Origin of the sequence: Caballeronia sp. LjRoot34 (assembly GCF_964253815.1) — a bacterium.
Taxonomy (GTDB): Bacteria; Pseudomonadota; Gammaproteobacteria; order Burkholderiales; family Burkholderiaceae; genus Caballeronia.
Map to the genome: position 1 here is coordinate 1,103,344 of NZ_CAXUSB020000001.1, position 13,257 is coordinate 1,116,600.

General features: G+C 59.2%; 20 protein-coding genes, 1 tRNA gene and 1 pseudogene. 13 read left to right on the top strand and 9 right to left on the bottom strand.

Going from position 1 to position 13,257, the window contains the following annotated elements; all coding sequences use genetic code 11:
- Positions 1–55: 55 nt before the first annotated feature.
- Positions 56–559, bottom strand: coding sequence for a YbhB/YbcL family Raf kinase inhibitor-like protein (locus ACSQ36_RS04880; protein ID WP_436181099.1), 504 nt, complete (start codon positions 557–559; stop codon positions 56–58).
- Positions 560–864: 305 nt separating this feature from the next.
- Between ACSQ36_RS04880 and ACSQ36_RS04885 the strand changes: the two genes are divergently transcribed.
- The gene (locus ACSQ36_RS04885) at positions 865–2,322 is read left to right on the top strand and encodes a diguanylate cyclase domain-containing protein (protein ID WP_436183089.1); all 1,458 of its coding nucleotides are present in this window, start codon (positions 865–867) and stop codon (positions 2,320–2,322) included.
- A gap of 11 nt (positions 2,323–2,333) precedes the next feature.
- Here ACSQ36_RS04885 and ACSQ36_RS04890 read toward each other — a convergent pair whose 3' ends face one another.
- Positions 2,334–2,819 carry a hypothetical protein gene (locus ACSQ36_RS04890; protein ID WP_436181100.1) on the bottom strand — a complete coding sequence of 162 codons (486 nt, stop codon included), beginning with the start codon at positions 2,817–2,819 and terminating at the stop codon, positions 2,334–2,336.
- A 134-nt stretch (positions 2,820–2,953) separates the two neighbouring features.
- Between ACSQ36_RS04890 and ACSQ36_RS04895 the strand changes: the two are divergent.
- Positions 2,954–3,187: pseudogene (locus ACSQ36_RS04895) on the top strand (TetR/AcrR family transcriptional regulator); the annotation flags it as partial.
- Positions 3,188–3,289: 102 nt separating this feature from the next.
- Entirely contained in the window at positions 3,290–3,496 is a 207-nt protein-coding gene (locus ACSQ36_RS04900; RefSeq protein ID WP_436181101.1) for a hypothetical protein, read from the top strand.
- Positions 3,497–3,535: 39 nt separating this feature from the next.
- Here ACSQ36_RS04900 and ACSQ36_RS04905 read toward each other — a convergent pair whose 3' ends face one another.
- The gene (locus tag ACSQ36_RS04905) at positions 3,536–3,898 is read right to left on the bottom strand and encodes a hypothetical protein (protein WP_436181102.1); all 363 of its coding nucleotides are present in this window, start codon (positions 3,896–3,898) and stop codon (positions 3,536–3,538) included.
- A 70-nt stretch (positions 3,899–3,968) separates the two neighbouring features.
- Positions 3,969–4,367 carry a DUF1090 family protein gene (locus ACSQ36_RS04910; protein ID WP_213762626.1) on the bottom strand — a complete coding sequence of 133 codons (399 nt, stop codon included), beginning with the start codon at positions 4,365–4,367 and terminating at the stop codon, positions 3,969–3,971.
- Positions 4,368–4,668: 301 nt separating this feature from the next.
- Between ACSQ36_RS04910 and ACSQ36_RS04915 the strand changes: the two genes are divergently transcribed.
- The 5 genes from ACSQ36_RS04915 to ACSQ36_RS04935 all read left to right on the top strand — a co-directional run bounded on the left by ACSQ36_RS04915 (position 4,669) and on the right by ACSQ36_RS04935 (position 6,103).
- Entirely contained in the window at positions 4,669–4,902 is a 234-nt protein-coding gene (locus ACSQ36_RS04915) for a hypothetical protein (protein ID WP_213762627.1), read from the top strand.
- A gap of 55 nt (positions 4,903–4,957) precedes the next feature.
- Complete coding sequence (locus ACSQ36_RS04920) at positions 4,958–5,161, top strand: hypothetical protein (RefSeq protein WP_031361269.1); 204 nt, start codon at positions 4,958–4,960, stop codon at positions 5,159–5,161.
- Between the two features lie 105 nt (positions 5,162–5,266).
- A complete protein-coding gene (locus ACSQ36_RS04925) occupies positions 5,267–5,440 on the top strand; it encodes a hypothetical protein (protein ID WP_213762628.1) in 174 nt (57 codons plus the stop codon).
- Between the two features lie 26 nt (positions 5,441–5,466).
- The gene (locus tag ACSQ36_RS04930) at positions 5,467–5,763 is read left to right on the top strand and encodes a hypothetical protein (protein WP_436181103.1); all 297 of its coding nucleotides are present in this window, start codon (positions 5,467–5,469) and stop codon (positions 5,761–5,763) included.
- A 169-nt stretch (positions 5,764–5,932) separates the two neighbouring features.
- On the top strand, positions 5,933–6,103 hold the full coding sequence (locus tag ACSQ36_RS04935) for a hypothetical protein (RefSeq protein ID WP_436181104.1): 171 nt from the start codon (positions 5,933–5,935) through the stop codon (positions 6,101–6,103).
- A gap of 83 nt (positions 6,104–6,186) precedes the next feature.
- Here the strand turns inward: ACSQ36_RS04935 and ACSQ36_RS04940 are convergent, their stop codons facing one another.
- Positions 6,187–6,447 carry a hypothetical protein gene (locus tag ACSQ36_RS04940; protein ID WP_436181105.1) on the bottom strand — a complete coding sequence of 87 codons (261 nt, stop codon included), beginning with the start codon at positions 6,445–6,447 and terminating at the stop codon, positions 6,187–6,189.
- Positions 6,448–6,749: 302 nt separating this feature from the next.
- Between ACSQ36_RS04940 and ACSQ36_RS04945 the strand changes: the two genes are divergently transcribed.
- Positions 6,750–7,064, top strand: coding sequence for a DUF4258 domain-containing protein (locus ACSQ36_RS04945; RefSeq protein ID WP_436183090.1), 315 nt, complete (start codon positions 6,750–6,752; stop codon positions 7,062–7,064).
- A gap of 8 nt (positions 7,065–7,072) precedes the next feature.
- Positions 7,073–7,507, top strand: a complete 435-nt coding sequence (locus ACSQ36_RS04950; protein ID WP_158936538.1) for a helix-turn-helix domain-containing protein — start codon at positions 7,073–7,075, stop codon at positions 7,505–7,507.
- A gap of 74 nt (positions 7,508–7,581) precedes the next feature.
- Here the strand turns inward: ACSQ36_RS04950 and ACSQ36_RS04955 are convergent.
- From ACSQ36_RS04955 to ACSQ36_RS04965, 3 genes are all read right to left on the bottom strand, one after another.
- A tRNA-Arg gene (locus tag ACSQ36_RS04955) sits at positions 7,582–7,656 on the bottom strand.
- Positions 7,657–8,109: 453 nt separating this feature from the next.
- Complete coding sequence (locus ACSQ36_RS04960; protein ID WP_436181106.1) at positions 8,110–9,309, bottom strand: GGDEF domain-containing protein; 1,200 nt, start codon at positions 9,307–9,309, stop codon at positions 8,110–8,112.
- A 426-nt stretch (positions 9,310–9,735) separates the two neighbouring features.
- Complete coding sequence (locus ACSQ36_RS04965; RefSeq protein WP_436181107.1) at positions 9,736–10,020, bottom strand: hypothetical protein; 285 nt, start codon at positions 10,018–10,020, stop codon at positions 9,736–9,738.
- A gap of 157 nt (positions 10,021–10,177) precedes the next feature.
- Between ACSQ36_RS04965 and ACSQ36_RS04970 the strand changes: the two genes are divergently transcribed.
- On the top strand, positions 10,178–10,981 hold the full coding sequence (locus ACSQ36_RS04970) for a hypothetical protein (RefSeq protein WP_436181108.1): 804 nt from the start codon (positions 10,178–10,180) through the stop codon (positions 10,979–10,981).
- 19 nt (positions 10,982–11,000) lie between these two features.
- A complete protein-coding gene (locus tag ACSQ36_RS04975; protein ID WP_436181109.1) occupies positions 11,001–11,735 on the top strand; it encodes a class I SAM-dependent methyltransferase in 735 nt (244 codons plus the stop codon).
- 56 nt (positions 11,736–11,791) lie between these two features.
- On the opposite strand, the gene ACSQ36_RS04980 is transcribed toward ACSQ36_RS04975, so the two are convergent.
- Positions 11,792–11,974, bottom strand: coding sequence for a rubredoxin (locus ACSQ36_RS04980; RefSeq protein ID WP_213763541.1), 183 nt, complete (start codon positions 11,972–11,974; stop codon positions 11,792–11,794).
- 838 nt (positions 11,975–12,812) lie between these two features.
- Here ACSQ36_RS04980 and ACSQ36_RS04985 point away from each other — a divergent pair.
- Positions 12,813–13,205 carry a DUF4399 domain-containing protein gene (locus ACSQ36_RS04985; RefSeq protein ID WP_436183091.1) on the top strand — a complete coding sequence of 131 codons (393 nt, stop codon included), beginning with the start codon at positions 12,813–12,815 and terminating at the stop codon, positions 13,203–13,205.
- Positions 13,206–13,257: the final 52 nt, after the last annotated feature.

The following is a 13,257-nucleotide window of genomic DNA, read 5'->3' on the forward strand; positions in this document are numbered from 1 at the left end:
CGCGCAGGGCCGCGCGACGCCGTGCCAGATGGCGCGCGCGATCCTGATCCGGCGCTTATTTCAACTGATACAGGCCGGTATAGGTGGCCGAATCGATTTCGTTCAGATGCGTCATGAAACGGGCGACCGCGTTGGTCGTCGAGACATCGAGCGGCAGGTGCTCTGCCTTCAGCGCATGAATCCGGAAAATGTACCGATGCGGTTTGTCGCCGCGAGGGGGCGCCGCGCCACCGAAACCAACCGTGCCATAGTCGTTGCGCATTTGCAGCGCGCCGGCGGGCAGCAGGCTGCCGTCGGCCTTGCCGGCGTTTTGCGGCAGCGAGCGGGTGTCCACCGGAATGTTCACCACGATCCAGTGCCAGAAGCCGCTGCCGGTGGGCGCGTCGGGGTCGTAGACGGTGAGAGCGAGGCTCTTGGCTTCGACCGGCACGCCGTCCCATTGCAGCGCGGGCGAGATGTTTTCGCCGTCTACGCCGAATGCTTGCTGATCGAGTTCATGATTCTTCGAAAGATGTCCGTTGGCCGCGAATTCATCGGACCAGATGCGAAAGTCAGCCATGGGAACGTGTCTCCTTTGACAGGGTTTTAAAGGGGCTTGATATGCCGGCGCGTGGCCGGCGTTCAGCCATTCGCGCGGGCCTGTGGAGGCCGCAAGGCGTGCGGCCGTTCAGCGCCTTCGCGCAGCAAACATGCCTGAAGTCCTTCATTGTTGCTCAACGCCGCGGCGTTTGCGTCCCCTTGATTATTTCCTTCCAGCATTCTTGCGCCACGTCTGCGCATAAAATGGCGGAACCGGACCATATCAAGCTAGATCATCGGAAAAGGATGGACATGCCGAACAACCAGGGGCGCGCTTTGCAGAGTATGGCAGCGGCATCGACGACTGCATCGAACGCGCCGGCGGACGATGCCGATATGTTCGACCTCGCGCCCGTTTCGCTGTGGCTCGAGGATTTCAGCGCCGTGCGCGAGGTGTTCGAAGGCTGGCGTGCCCAGGGCGTTGTCGACCTGCGCGCTTTTCTGCTTGAAGACTTGGCGCGGATCGCCGAATGCTCGTCGCGCATCCGGCTGATCAAGGTCAACCGGCGCACGCTCTCGCTGTTCGGCGCGAAGGATATCGACCATCTGGTGCGTAATCTCGGCGCCGTTTTCCGCGACGACATGCTGCTCACCCACGCGGACGAACTCGAACAACTATGGTCCGGCAAACCGGCGTTCGTGAGCAAGACGGTGAATTACGCGCTCGACGGCAAGCGGCTCGACGTATTGCTGAAAGCGGTCATCCTGCCTGGTCACGAAGCAACCTGGGACCGCGTGCTGGTGACCGTCGAAGACATTACGGAACTGGAAGATGTGCGCCGCAAGGCCGCGCTGAGCGAGCTTTATGCGCGCGGCCTGTTCGAGCATTCGCCCGTTTCGCTGTGGGTTGAGAACTTCAGCTCAGTGAAGGCGCTGCTGGACGATATACGTGAACGCGGGATTGTCGACTTCCGGACGTTCACGAATGTTCATCCGGAATTCGTCGAGCGCTGCATGCAGGAAATTCACGTGCTCGACGTGAATCAGCACACGCTGACCATGTTCGGCGCACCGGACAAAGCCGTGTTGCTCGCGCGTCTGGGCGATGTTTTCCGCGACGAGATGGTGAGCCATTTCCAGGAACAGCTCATCGATTTATGGGAGAACCGCCTGTTTCATCAGCGCGAGGTCGTCAACTATTCGCTGGAAGGGCAGCAGTTGCATGTGCATCTGCAATTCTCGGTGTTTCCCGGCCACGAAGCCGATTGGGATCTCGTTCTCGTCGCGCTCACCGACATCACCGCGCGCAAGAAAGCGGAGGCGTACCTGGAATTTCTCGGCAAGCACGACGCGCTGACGAAACTCAAGAACCGCTCGTTTTATATCGATGAAATGAACCGGCTGGAGCGCAAGGGGCCGTTCCCGGTGACTGCCGTCGCCGTCGACGTGAACGGTCTCAAAACCGTCAACGATCAACTTGGTCACGCGGCCGGCGACGCGTTATTGCGGCGCGCCGGCGAAGTCCTCGGCAAGGCGGTGGAGAAGCCGAGCCACGCCGCGCGCATTGGCGGCGACGAGTTCGTGCTGCTCCTGCCTGGCGTAGACGAACGCGGCGGCGCTGCGGTGATCGAAAGCATCCGGCAACTGCTTGAGGTCAACAACCAGTTCTATTCGGGCATGCCCTTGAGTTTTGCGATGGGCGCGGCCACCGCGCGGGACGGTGAGCGGCTGGAGGTCATGCTGCAACGTGCCGACGCCGCCATGTACGCCGAAAAGCGTGCCCATTACGGCACGGCCGGCTAAGCGCTGCTTCCTTATTTCGTTACCTCGTCGATACCCTGGGTCAGCGCCGGGCACGCTTCGCCGATCTCCTTTGCGTACTCGGTGGGGTTGCTCGTTTTCATCGCCGAGAAGCGGTCGACCGTGGCTTGCGCTTCCTTGTAGCCGAGATTCCACTCGCCGTCGAAATCGGGCGCGGCGGGAAAACTCTTGCGCGTCATTACTTTGAACCTGTCGATCTTCACGCGGTCGATGTGGCAGATATCGGCGGCTCCCCGTGCAATGTTGGCGCTCGTGCGCACGCCTTCGGCCGCGAGACTTTGCGGTGACGGCGGCGGCACCGCAGGATGGCCCGGCGGCAATGTCTGAGCGGGAAACGGCTGCTGGGCGGGCGCGTTTTGTGCGTTAGCGTTCAGTGGCGCGGCGCACGCGCCACCTGCAATAACGCATGCAATCAGGGTCGGCTTGACCATCGAGTTGAAGGCCGACGCAACGCGGGCCAGGGCTTGCTTGTGAGTCATTCGATTCCTTGTGAGGGCGCGCAACCGGGTCTGCAAAATTCTGCGGAAGTATAGCGAAACCCGGCGAAAGCCCTTGAAACAAGGGTTTTCTCGAAGAATCCGCCTGCGATGAAGGTCCGAATGAGGTCCGAAAGCGGGTCGACGCCATCGCGGAGCGCACCAACACAACGAAGCGCATGTTGTATTACTACTTCGGCAGCAAGGAAGGGTTGTACGAAGCGGTTATCGATGAGGCTTACGGCAAGATCCGCGCGCTCGAACAGTCATTGCATCTGGACACGATGGACCCGCGCGAGGGCTTGCGCGAACTTGTCGAATCCACGTTCGACTTCCACGACAAACACCGCGATTTCGTCCTCAAGTTGAGCCGGTTGCCCAACGCGAAGAACGCCCCGGCAAACAAGCCATGAGCGCCCTAGAACAAGCGAATTAAATCCCCTGCCCACGCCCCGATTCCAGGCGCTTGACCTATGCTTGAATCATGGCAGTCGACCGGAATGGAGGGCGCCATGGAGGGTTTGGCGAATATCCTCGTTGGTCTCGCGGCGCTCGCCGCGCTCGCGATTGCGGTGCTCGCGCACGACTGGCGTGACGAATTCCGCGACCGCATGCTGGGCCGCCGCAGTCACGCCGGCTTTGGCACGTTACGCGACTGGTGGCTTCGGCACCGGCACTGAGCGTCCGTGCGATATCTCGTGCGACCTGCTTAAACCTGCTTACGAGCGGTCTTTCGCGAACGGGCGAACCGGGGCCGGTTGCAGGACCATGCGTGGCACGGGCTGAATTGGCGGTGTTGGGTCGGGGCTGAATCCGGGCGCGGTATCGAGCGTCCGGTTGCCGGCTTCGTGGGCGTCGATTTGCAGATACAGCCGATGAACCGTCTGGATCTGCGTGTGAGAAAGATGCGAGCTCCGCGCGACCAGCGCAAGCCGCTCGCGCCAGTAGGTGGGCGGCATGATGGGGCACAACGCGTCGTCAATCAATGAACGCCGCAGCACCAGCTCGAGGTGCGTCAGTTCCTGGTCTGCCAACAGCGCGGAAGGCGCACCCTGGAGTTTCATATCGATGAAGGAGTTCATCAATGCCTAACGGCAGCGATGAAAAAAACTTTAGCGAACTCCTGGCCGGTACGAATCCTTCGTGAGCGGTTTATTGAATGGGTCTTGCCACTGCCCGGTCCAGATCGGCGCGCGCCCGGTTCACCTTGCGCTCCCAGGCCGCTATGTTCAGCTGATCCGTGCCCTTTTTCCTGGCGCGCGCCAACTCCGCTTCCCAGTCACGCAAACGATTCCTGGCCTCGGCCACGGCACTGTCGTGGCGTCTCAATGCGTCTGCACGTTTTTGCGCGATCGCGTCGGGCGTGCATTCGGCGTTGGTCTTGTCGAGTTCGGCTTGCAGCGCGTCGAGTTGCGCCGAGTTGTCCTGGTTCAGCGCGGTCGCCATTTGCCTTTCGAGGGTCTGGCGATGGGCATCGCAGGCATCGGTTTCCTGTGAGGCGTGAGCGGTCGACAAACACAAGCTTAAGGCGACAGCGGCAAGCAATTTCATAGCGGAATCCGTGGCTGGCGAGATTGGGCAGGGGCAAACGGTGTCTAAACGGTATTTAACTTGTACAAGGTGTCCGCTTGCTCGGTCGGGACGGGGCGGGGTATTGGGTATTGAATTACGCTCGCGCTCCGTTCGTCCGGCCAAGGTCGGCGTATTTTAACGAGTTTGCGAGGACCGATGGGGCCAATACGACGGCCCTGCGTCCGCTCAGTAACGCCTGGTCGCATGTTCAGGCGGAACGCGTCTTGCGCGAACCTGCTGGAACGGGCCAACCGTTTACATTTTTGCGAGGAATACGCCGATGCGTTTCGATTACAAGGGTTTTCACATCGACTGTCGCTCACGACACGATCAAGATGGCTTGTACTACGCGCAGGCTCGCATGATCCGCATGCCGGCAGCGGACGATGCGCATCCGGAAAAGCACGAGTCAGGCGACATAGACGCGTTCGATAACGACGGCGATGCCATCGCGTGCGCGCGGGCTTGGGCGCTCGACTGGTGCGACGAGCACGAAGCGGCAGGGCGAGGCTGACGGCAAGCCTCGCGCGTCATCATGCTAGGATCGCGTCCTGCCAACGGGAGAAGTCATGCGTTATATGCACAATGAACATGTCATCGACGTGTTCGTCGAACAACGCGGCACCCGCTGGGACTGGTCCGTGCAGGCGGGCAGCTTGCCGCTCAAGACGAATGCGGGCGAGATGGCGCCGACCAGCAATGTCGCTGAAAACGAAGCGCTTCATTGGGCGAAGCGTGAGTTGAACCGACGCTTTCCGGTCGAGCCGGAATGACAGGGTAGTGGGTCTAGCTTGTTCACGCGTGCTGCCTGGCGCTGCGATTTAATACACGGGTAATACGGGCTTAAAGTTCCTTGCATCGGCGCCGTTAGTGTTGGCATGGATACCAAAGAACCCTCCCCCGAAGCCTCTCGCGCTCTCATCCGAGCTGCGGGTGAAACGCTCGAACTGATCTGCCGCCTGCGTGGGGTTGATATCGAAGAGCTCTCCGACGACGAGCTTGGCGAGTTCTTTTCCAACGCGCTGGGCGATGACATCATCGGTCCGTGGTGATTGGGGCGGACCGCTGCGAATGTGCGATGGATGGCACGGCGTGGTTCTTCAGTCTTTCAGTCTTTCAGCGAGGCATTAAAGCCCGCTCGACCCGTGCCCTTATTGCGCTCGTGAATCCAGATAAACGCGCTTATACCGATACCCGTAGCGCACTCGATGCCGCCGACGAAGCGTTGGAATTGCTTTGTCACCTGAGGCAGATTCCACTCGACAGTTTGTCCGATGCGCAATTGGGTGAGTTCTTTTTCAACGCACTTGAAGACGAATTCGGCGGCGTCTATCTCGGCGGGCGAATCCAAGGATCGTTTCTGATGCCGATGTGACCGGCGCTCGCAATGGGTGTCAGGTGTTTTTATGCGAGACGCCTGTCCACAGGTTGCTTACGACGTATTACCTTGGCCTGTCAGGATCCGGATTGACGGGGCCAGTCGAAAATATCGTGCGTATGGGTCTAAAGTTTTTGCAATAGTGGCCGTTAGCGGATGCATGGACATGACCAACCCCACCGCCACCGCGTTTCGGAATCTCGTCATTGCTGCTGACGAGACGCTCCACGTGCTTTGCCGCCTGCGCGGTATTACGCTCGACGATTTGTCGGAGGACGCGCTGGAAGCGTTTTTCTTCCAGGCACTCGACGACGAATTCTGGGTCGGTGCGCGGTAAGTAGCGTTAAAGCGCGGTCAGTAGCGGAGCGCGCTGATATCCGCCGGCATCGAACGGCGGCTTGTTCCTTTCTTCCTTCTTGTCTACGCGAGCAGGTCTGGCCGCGCTGTAAAACGCGGATTGGCTAACCACGCAACAAACTCGTCGCGCCACTGCTCGAAAGCGTTCTCGTCCAGGTCGAACACTTCATCGACATGGCCGGCATCGCGCAAGTAGGCGCCCACTACCTGACGCCCGTCCCAATAAGCCACTGCGAAATCGGTCAGGTCCGCGGTCATGCCGCGCGGCTGGTCGCGAAGCAGCATGTTGAGTTGAGCCTTGAAAACGGTGAAGGTCGTGGCCATGGTGGGGTCCCGAAGAAAAATCGACACGCGGCGAGGCGAAACAGGGCTCGCTAAGAGTAGCGCTTTCCGGGGCCTTCGTGCATTGGGAAGCGTGGTCTACGTCGCTTACGCGCGGCTTGGCGGCGGTGTCGGGACAAATGCAGGAAATGCCGCAAGACCGCAAGACCGCAAGACCGCAAGACCGCAAGACGATAACGGCAGAGAAAAGCCCCGCCGGCAACCGCGTCCGGCTCGAGTGGGTTGACGCCCAGCGATATTTAAGTTACTTGCATTCCTTGCTGTTACCCATAATAATTATGGGTATGGTTTCCAGCCCCACGCCCTTCCGACTGAACGATCAAAGCTTGAGGCGCCTGATAAGCGACGCAGCTAAAGACACGTCTAGAGTGTTTTTCACGCCGCATTCGAAGAAGCGGATGAAGGAGCGGAAAATTTCGCCGACGCAAGTGTATGACTGCCTGCGCAGCGGCCTGGTAACCGAGCCCTCGCACACGAACATTCATGGGCACTCGCAATGCACGCTTACGAGGAGAAATGCTGGCGATGAGGTTCGGGTGGCTGTCGCACTAGAGCGCGCTGAGAATGGCGGTTGGGTTGTTGTGTTGACTGTTTTTTGAGGTAGACGATGTACCACTACACAGAGATCGGGCTTCAGAACGTGTGGCTGGAAAACGGCTACAACGAGCGGAAGACCCCATACGGAAAGGCCATTTCAATTGAAGACGCTGATGGGCTGCACAAAGCCATCGGGCGGGCGGTGGCTTGCAAGAGCCACCTGACGGGCGCTGAATTCAGATTCTTGCGCAAGGAGATGGATTTGTCCCAGCACGGCGTTGCGGATCTCCTTGGCACGTCAGAGCAGACTGTTGCGTTGTGGGAGCGGCGCGGCAAGATTCCGAAGACCGCAGACCGTATGATTCGGGCGATCTATTTGGAATCAGTTGATGGCAATGTAAAGCTCAAAGAACTCATTGGCCGCATCGCTGATCTGGACCGCAAGGAAGACCAGAGAATGGTTTTCCATGACACGGATGCGGGATGGTTTCCGCGAGCGGCATAGCTAGGACAGCCAGCGATGGGGGCTCGACGCATGCGAGGTTTTTGGAAATTGCTGGGCACTACTGGGAACTAAGATGGTCCCCCCGGCAGGAATCGAACCTGCATCTAGCGCTTAGGAGGCACTTGTTCTATCCATTGAACTACGGGGAGATGGATAATTCAGCGGGTGGACCCAAGCCCTGTTCATACCGGCTTTGTCCTTTCCCAACGTGCGTTTCCGGCCGATTCGCTTCTTCCTAAATGAAGCGCCGTGACGCACTGTGAAACCTGATTGCTTAACTTGGCTGCTACGCTTTTGCTACAGAGCGGCGCTTTTGGCGACTTATACAAAGAGGTAGCAGTCCCAGACCGCTCGACCTTGCTGTTCAACGGCTTCGGGCAAAGAAAATGGCTTTAATCTTACCCGTCGGCGAACGCTGGTGAGCATAGATCCGGCGCAGCGGGCAGAGTATATCAAAGACATTTAAAACGAAAGGCGCCAGGCACGGCCGCGCGAGCAGGACAGCGCAATCGATCGCAACCGTTATGCCGCCGATGCCCGCACCGCCACAATAGCTGCGCTGATAACCAGGTATAGATTGACGTGCTTCCGTAAAAAAACCGTCAGGTCGGTTTCGGTGCGTCCTTCGTGACTCCGACTGCCTCGTCGCCGGTAGAGACCGCCAACACGACGCGATTTCGTCCCATGGCCTTGGCCGAGTAGAGCGCTGCGTCGGCTCGTGCCATCAGGTTTGCCAGCATTTCACTAGCTTGATATTCATCCACGCCAGCACTGAACGTGCACGTCACTTCTCCGCAAGTCACGTTTAACGTGGACGCGGCCAGATGCAAGCGCAAACTGTTCACCAACGTGAGCGCGTCCGCCCTGGTTGTTTCAGGGAACAGAATTGCAAACTCTTCCCCGCCAAGCCGCCCAAAAATGTCTCCTCGCCGGATGCCCTGCGACACAATCGACGAAAAGTGAGCGAGCGCGCGGTCGCCGGCCGCGTGGCCGTGAGCGTCATTGACCGCTTTGAAGTTGTCGATGTCGAGGATCGCAATCGCGAAGCGGGATTTTGCGCGGTTGGTACGCTCCAGCTGCAACTCGGCCTGAGCCATAAACTCGCGTCGCACAAGGGCGCCGGTCAGCTCATCGATAGCTGCCAACCGCTCCATCCTCTCCGCCATGCGGTCATACGCAAGCATGAGCGCGCCGATCGAGAGGCATGGCAGGGTGACGATGCCGACCGCGAGAAACGCAATGGTCATGGGCGTTGGCTCGAGGAACCGTGTGTGATGTTCCCAGCCGAGGCCAGCGGCGAGCCCGCGAACAATATGAACGAGGCCGCCGAGCGCGGCGATAATCGCGACGAACTGGTAACTGTACCCCGGTCGATGCAGCGGCCTCCTGGTGTAGGTTATCCAACCCACCGACAAACGAACGTAGGCGAGAAAGGCCGACATCAAGGCAACCCGGGCCGCTTCGTTCGGCGAAAGACAGGTCCAGTAGATAACGCCAATCACCAGCATCGTGAACGCAGCGACCTCGTAAAGGCGCGAAGGTCGAAGGCCGAAGAATAGTCGGCAACCTTGTAGGACAAGGAATGCGGCGCTAGCGAATAACAAACTCGCGATCACAATGGTCAGCGGTGTCGGTGAACTGTCATCTAAAGCTAATGCGACAAGTGCGACCACCATCAGGACGTTTGCACTGATCCAGCGAAACAATCCGGGTATCCCGGACCGCACCAGCGAGCCAAATACGACCACGCTGATCGCGCCGGACATAATTCCGACAACGTAAAGTGCGACGGGACTGAACATAGGTTTTCAGTGGGAAGTGTGACTGAAAAGTGACTGAAAAGATTCGTGCGAGCCGAATAGGTTGAGCGCCTGACACTCTCGTTTCCACGTTGCACGAAGCTGCTGAACAACAACGCCCGCGGCTCAGATAATACGCTCTGGCACCCAATATTCGTAAAAATGCGCAGCGATGCCGCGTTCTCGCGCACTGGCATAGTGACAAGTTGCTCGCAAGGCTGGAAGCAGCCGGGATTGGCCGACGTGCTGCGCTCGAATTCTGCCGGGTAAGGTGCTCAGCCGAGGGCAACTGGCTGTTTTTATAGCTTTGGCGCAGCGTCAGGCAGGGAAGGGGAGTTGTGCGACCGCTCGAATCAGAAGTGCTTTGAGCAAGGCCGGAAAGATCCGCGGAGATGACGGGCTCGGTGAGTGGAGCCGTGAAGCAACAACCTAAAGCGCCGACTGCTCTCCGCACACGTCAGTCGCAGCCCCGCGATTGCTGCCTCCCGCCAAACCCGAGATCAAGGTCAATGCCGTTCGCAACATATCGTCCGACAGTGTGCTGTCTTTTGGCCGCGCGAATGGTTTGATCGACTTGTCCGTGCACTCGTTGCCCATGACGCGGTCGTTCGCAGGCGCTGCGCTGCGGATGACGTTATCGGCGGCGACGTTGGCGAACGCGCACCCGCTGGCTGCCAAAGCAAACGCAGCAACCCAGTATTTCGTCTGATTCATGCCCTTTCTCACCGGTCGATTAACAAGTAGAACTGCCGATTATCGTTGCCACTTCATCACAGGGTCAACTTAATCGCGCCAGAGCCGCCACATTAATCCTCTCGTCTGGAATAAACCGCTACTTCATCCGATAATACAAACGTCCCCGGGCCTCGCCATGACCGAACTCGAAACCTCTGCCGTCGTGTTCTTGTGCCTGCTCGCGGCCACGGGGCTTGGTGTATTCGTGCGTCCGCTACTCCCTGAGGAACACAAGGCGCATGAAACCGTACAATTGCTGAAACTTGTGGTCGGCATGCTGGTTACGTTCGCGGCGCTTGTGCTGGGTTTGCTGACGGCATCGTCGAAAACTCTATTCGATACCACCACTGCCGACATCCGTGCCTATGCCGCTGCACTGATCCAGCTCGACGACAGCTTGCGCGAGTACGGCCCGGATGCCGACGCTCCCCGCCGGATCCTGCGCGCCTACACGGCGGCCGCGATCGCATCCACATGGGTGCGGGAACCGCCGCCTCCCGGCAACGATTATCAAAAAACGCCGGTGCCGGGCTCCGGCACCGGTAAACTCGATAGCAGCGCACTGGGCGCGATGCTTGAACGGGCACAACGATACACACGCGAGTTGCAGCCGGCTGATCCGTTCCACCAGAAGCTCGCCGAAGAAGCGCTTGAGCGGTTTGACCAACTGATCCAGCAACGCTGGAAAATTGTCGAGGAAGCGCGCGGTTCGGCTTCTTCGCCGTTCGACCGGATTCTCGTCTTCTGGCTGCTCATCATCTTCCTTTGCTTTGGCCTGATCGCACCACGTAACGCACTGGCGCTTGTTACGATCACGCTCGGGGCGTTATCGATAGCGTCGACGGTGCTCGTGATCCTCGATCTCAACACGCCGTTCGCGGGCTCCATCCTCGTGCCAAGCCAGTCCATGCGCGACGCGCTTGCTCACTTAAGCCGATGAAACGCTGCCAACTTTTCTGATGCCATCGACGCTCTACACTGACCCGCGCCTCGTCGCGCTCTACGACACCCTGAACCCCTTCGCCGCCGATACAACCTTCTACCTGGCGCTGGCCACAGGCATGCAGCGCGTAATTGATCTCGGTTGCGGAACGGGTTTGCTCGCGTGTGAACTGGCGTCGCGGGGGCATCGGGTCATCGCCGTCGATCCCGCGCCCGAGATGCTGCACGTGGCGCGGCATAGACCGAACGGGGACCGCGTTCAGTGGATTGAAGGCGATGCCCGCGCGCTCGCTTTGCTGCCGCCCGCCGACCTGCTGGTGATGACGGGCCACGTCGCGCAGGTTTTCCTCGACGACACCACGTTCCTCAATACGCTCAAAGCTGCACGCTACGCGCTGCGTGAAGGTGGCACCCTGGCGTTCGAGAGCCGCAATCCGGCCGTGCGAGCGTGGGAATCCTGGACGCCCGCGCGATCACGCAGGTTAATCGAGGTGGACGGAGTCGGCGAGGTGGAGGTGTGGCAGGACGACGTGAGCGCAAGCCCGGAGTCGGGCATTCGCTTCAACACGTATTATCGATTCAAGGCGGCAGACGAGACGCTGACGTCCGCGAGCGAACTGCGCTTTCGCACCCAGGACGAACTCACCGCCCAACTTGAGTTGGCAGGGTTCCGCCATCTCGCGTGGCAGGGCGATTGGGACGGGGCGGCGGTATCGACCGCGAGCCGGGAGCTGATTGTGGTCGCGCGCTGAACCGGCGCGAAATCAGGCTGAAACGACCGAATGCAACGGCTAAGCCCGCAGCCGGATCAGAACTCGACTGCAACGAAATCTTCTTTGCCGACGTCGCATAACGGACAACGCCACGTGTCCGGGATCTCGGCGAAACGGGTTCCGGCCGCAATGCCCTCTTCCGGCAAACCGTCTTCTTCGTTGTATATCCAACCACAAATCAGACAAACCCAGCTTTTATATTCTAAAACTTCACTCACGACAGACTCTTTCTTCTCGTTCGACAAAACATCGTTAAATATTCCACGCGGCGGCGTTGTGCCGGCAAATTCGTATTCCGGGTTATGCCGCGCGTGGCTGCCGAAACGTCCGGCGACCCGCATAGTACCGGAATGTCAGAATCGGTTCATCGAAGTGACGTAGCCCGGGCGGGGCAGAAGCACGGATCCGCGTGATTTCTTATGCTCGGTGTATCCTCTCCCCGGCGGTTTTTGAGTCCCTTGTGTGTCGTCCGGCGGGTCGCGCCGCGTCGATTACGCCACGCGTGTTATACGAAACCGTTTTGGCCTGTCTGGATGGATAGTTGATCCGGCAGCCGCATTCTTCTGGGAGCGAAAAAAATGATGTTCAAGAAAATGTTGTCGGGAGCGGTGTTGTCGAGCGTTTTCCTTGTGGCTGCTGCGGTGCACGCGCAACAGGCCCGGGTGTTTTTCGTCGAACCGAAACAGACTCTTTCTTCTCGTTCGACAAAACATCGTTAAATATTCCACGCGGCGGCGTTGTGCCGGCAAATTCGTATTCCGGGTTATGCCGCGCGTGGCTGCCGAAACGTCCGGCGACCCGCATAGTACCGGAATGTCAGAATCGGTTCATCGAAGTGACGTAGCCCGGGCGGGGCAGAAGCACGGATCCGCGTGATTTCTTATGCTCGGTGTATCCTCTCCCCGGCGGTTTTTGAGTCCCTTGTGTGTCGTCCGGCGGGTCGCGCCGCGTCGATTACGCCACGCGTGTTATACGAAACCGTTTTGGCCTGTCTGGATGGATAGTTGATCCGGCAGCCGCATTCTTCTGGGAGCGAAAAAAATGATGTTCAAGAAAATGTTGTCGGGAGCGGTGTTGTCGAGCGTTTTCCTTGTGGCTGCTGCGGTGCACGCGCAACAGGCCCGGGTGTTTTTCGTCGAACCGAAAGACGGTGCAACCGTCACAAGCCCGGTGCATATGGTCTTCGGCCTGGAAGGCATGGAGCTCGCGCCGGCCGGCGATATGGATCCGCAAAAAGGCCACCACCATGTGCTGATCGACGCAGGCCCGATGCAAAAGGGGCTCGTGATTCCAATGAACGATAAATCGCTGCATTTCGGCAAGATGCAGACGGAAGCGGACGTGAAGCTGCCCCCGGGCGATCACACGCTGACCTTGCAATTCGGCGACGGCGCACACCAGTCGTTTGGACCGGAAATGAGCCAGACGATCAAGATCCATGTGAAGTAACGGCCTCGCGCCGCGGGTCATCGGCCGGCGCCGGGCCGCTCTGATCCTGGCG